This window comes from Candidatus Magnetaquicoccus inordinatus, from assembly GCF_004217665.1.
Lineage (GTDB): Bacteria > Pseudomonadota > Magnetococcia > Magnetococcales > Magnetaquicoccaceae > Magnetaquicoccus > Magnetaquicoccus inordinatus.
Genome location: NZ_RXIU01000302.1, coordinates 1 through 3156 on the forward strand (window position 1 = coordinate 1; position 3156 = coordinate 3156).

Annotated in this window: 3 protein-coding genes; all 3 read left to right on the forward strand. The window is 51.9% G+C overall.

The window, feature by feature from the left end; translation table 11 throughout:
- The first annotated feature begins 308 nt into the window (after positions 1 to 308).
- Entirely contained in the window at positions 309 to 1073 is a 765-nt protein-coding gene (locus tag EJP87_RS14935; protein WP_130472658.1) for a cache domain-containing protein, read from the forward strand.
- Positions 962 to 2308, forward strand: coding sequence for a methyl-accepting chemotaxis protein (locus EJP87_RS14940; RefSeq protein ID WP_130472659.1), 1347 nt, complete (start codon positions 962 to 964; stop codon positions 2306 to 2308). The genes EJP87_RS14935 and EJP87_RS14940 overlap by 112 nt, the downstream gene beginning before the upstream one ends.
- Positions 2309 to 2330: 22 nt before the next feature.
- The coding region (gene hpnD / locus EJP87_RS14945; protein WP_130472660.1) for a presqualene diphosphate synthase HpnD at positions 2331 to 3156 on the forward strand (826 nt) is incomplete at its 3' end.

Genomic DNA, 3156 nt, shown 5'->3' on the forward strand with positions numbered 1-3156 from the left:
CAAAATCCCAGGGATTCCATCCCTGGACCCGGCCAGGGAGGTGCCATCCCTGGACCCGCAATAGTTTTGGGTGGTGAATAGTTACGAGGGACTATACTTATTGGTACACAGTAACGCACTCCCTTGCTGGCGGCCAAGGAAAATAGTGCAGATGTAACAGTATTGAAAAAATTGCCAAATAGGCTAAAAAGGCCAAACAGGCACTCTTTATTGCATTGCAACTTTTTTACGTGCAAGTGGAAGAAAAATCGCTATGCTGTGCTATGGGGGGCAGGAAAGTAAGCCTATAATGGAATGGGAAAAGATATATGTCTCGGCTTTTTCAGTTGTCGTTAACCGGTAGAATCGGTTTGGTGGTGTTATTGACGGCCCTGTTTGTCGGCGGTGGGGCAGCATTGATCACCCTTGTTGAATTACAAAAAAAGGGCGATCAAGAGGCTTTGTTGGCCATTGAGCGCAATATGCGAGTTGCCTGGCATGTGCTGCAGGGAGTTGGCAAAAGTTATACGCTGAAAAATGGTCAACTGCTTGCAGAGCAAACGATTCTCAATGGGCACAATGATCTTGTCGATACAGTATCGCGCTTGGTAGGTGGAACGGCGACAATTTTTATGGGTGATACCCGCATTGCCACATCGGTAATGAAAGCAGATGGCAGCCGGGCAACGGGCACGCAATTGGCCAAAAATGCTGCACATGATGCCATTTTTAACCAGAAAAAATCCTTTCGTGGGGTCGTGGAGATTTTGGGCGTTCCCTATATTACCGGCTATGATCCTATTTTTGATGTCAATAAAGAAATTATTGGCATTGTCTATGTGGGCATCAAGACAGAGGAGTTTTATGCGGGGATCCATCGTTTAGAAAGCATGATCATCGGTATTACCCTATTGAGTGGTTTGCTGGGGGTAGGGATAGCGGTATTTTATGTGCAACGGCGTATTGGTAGACCGATAATGGCATGTTGCGGGCTTTTGATCAGGTGGCGGAGGGTGATTTGCTCAGCCAACTGCCGTCGACGACAGAGCAGGATGAGATCGGCAAGGCGATGCAGGCGTTACGGAACATGGTAGAGAGTCTGCGGCGTATGGTTGCCGAAATTCGCACCAATATCACGACTCTGAACGAGGCATCGCACCAGATGGAACAGGTTGCCGATGAGCTGCATCAAGGAGCGGGAACACTCAGTAACCAGGCGCGTTCAGTTGCCCACTCCGCGGGCAACTTAAAAAATGATATGGATGGCATTGCGGGAGAGGCACAACGCAGCGACACGACCATGGCGACAATCAGTGCGGCGGCGGAAGAGGCCAGCATCAATATGACCACCATTTCGGCGGCCAGTGAAGAGGCGGCAACCACCTTGACCAATGTTGCCAGAGCGGCAGGTCAGGCTTCGGGGGCGCAGGAGGCGGTCAAACAGGCTGTGGAGCGTTCGGCTGATAATGTGCGCCGTGTTGCTTCATCGGTCATGGAGGTCAATCACTCTTTGCAGGATGTGCGCAGACAGTGTGAAACCGCCAGTGAGGGTTCACGCGAGGCCAGTGCCGCGGCAGTAGCCAACCAGGAGGTGATGAAAAAGTTGACCGGTTCTGCCAATGAGATTGGCAAGGTGGTTGTTGCGATCAAGAATATTGCCGAGCAGACCAACATGTTGGCTTTGAATGCCTCGATTGAGGCGACACGGGCTGGGGAGGCGGGGAAAGGGTTTGCAGTGGTTGCCCAAGAGGTCAAACAGTTGGCGCATCAGACCAGTGAGGCAACAGGACATATCTCCAAGCGAGTGGAAGAGATTCAATATAATGTTGTTGAAGTGAGCAATCGTGTGCAGAGGGTAACAGAGCGTATTGATGCGATTAATGAGGCCAATCGCCTGATTTTACACGCGGTTGAGATGCAGAGCCAAGCCATGGTAGAGATTGCGCAGGCGATGGATCGTGTTGCTTTGGAAAATCAGGAGGTGACGCAACGGGTAGGCCGTTCCACGGAGGGTATTGCGGATGTAACCCGTAATGTGGGAGAGATTTCTGCAGGCATTTCTGAGGTGACCCGTAATGTGAGCGAAGCGACTTTGGGGATTGAGGATATGGCGCGCTCGGTGACAGAAGCCTCGCGTGGCAATCGTGGCATCAGCGAAAATGTGACCCATGCTTCAGCCATATCGGCGGAGGTGGCCGAATCGGTTGCCGAGGTCAATCAACTGGTCAATGAGATCAGTCGCTGCAGTGGGGTAGTGGATCAGAGAGCCATTGATATCAAGAAGATTGCTGGTCAACTGGATACGATGTTAAATCAATTCAAGGTATAAAAAGAATGGCACAGGTTAAGGCATGACCCCGGCACAATATTGTCGGCGCAAAACGCTTGCATCACATACCTCTTTTTTTCTCCCCTTTTTTTTTCTTCCGCCTCCGCGTCGTGGGGCCATGTATGCGGTCTATGCTTTTTGCCGGGAGGTGGATGATGTGGTGGACAATGGCTTGCCGGTTGCGGAGGCTGCAGCCCGTTTGCAGGAGTGGCGAGCGTGGTTGCAGCAGGGTTTTGCCGGCACAGCAGAGCACCCTATTGTATTAGAATTGGCCCATTATCGTGCTCTGTTTGATCTGCCGGAGCAGCCTTTTTATGAAATTTTGGCAGGAATGGAGATGGATCTGCAGCAGCATCGTTATCCGACGATAGAGGCGTTGCAGCGCTATTGTTATCGGGTAGCGGTGACGGTTGGCTTGCTTGCGGTGCGCATTTTTACCCATGGACAGGAGCCGGATGGTTGGTCGGCAGAGCGGGAGCAGGATTTTGCCCACTATTTGGGAGAGGCCTTGCAACTGACCAACATCGTGCGCGATGTGGCCGAGGATGCCCGCATGGGTCGCATCTATCTGCCACAGGATTGGTTGCAGGAGGCGGGGGTCAGGGAAGAGGATCTCTTGTCTGGGCGTTGGACACCGCAGTTGGGGGAGGTGTTGGCGCGTTTGGCCGAGCAGGCGCAAGAAAATTATCGGCAAGCAGATATTGTCTTGAATATACCGCAACAGCGACAAATTCTTTTGCCGGCATTGTTTATGGGAGCCATTTATCGAGCCGTCCTGCAGCGCATGCAAAAGGGCGGTTTCCACTGTTTTGGGGTAAGGCAGCGTCTGTCGCTGACGGACAAACTGC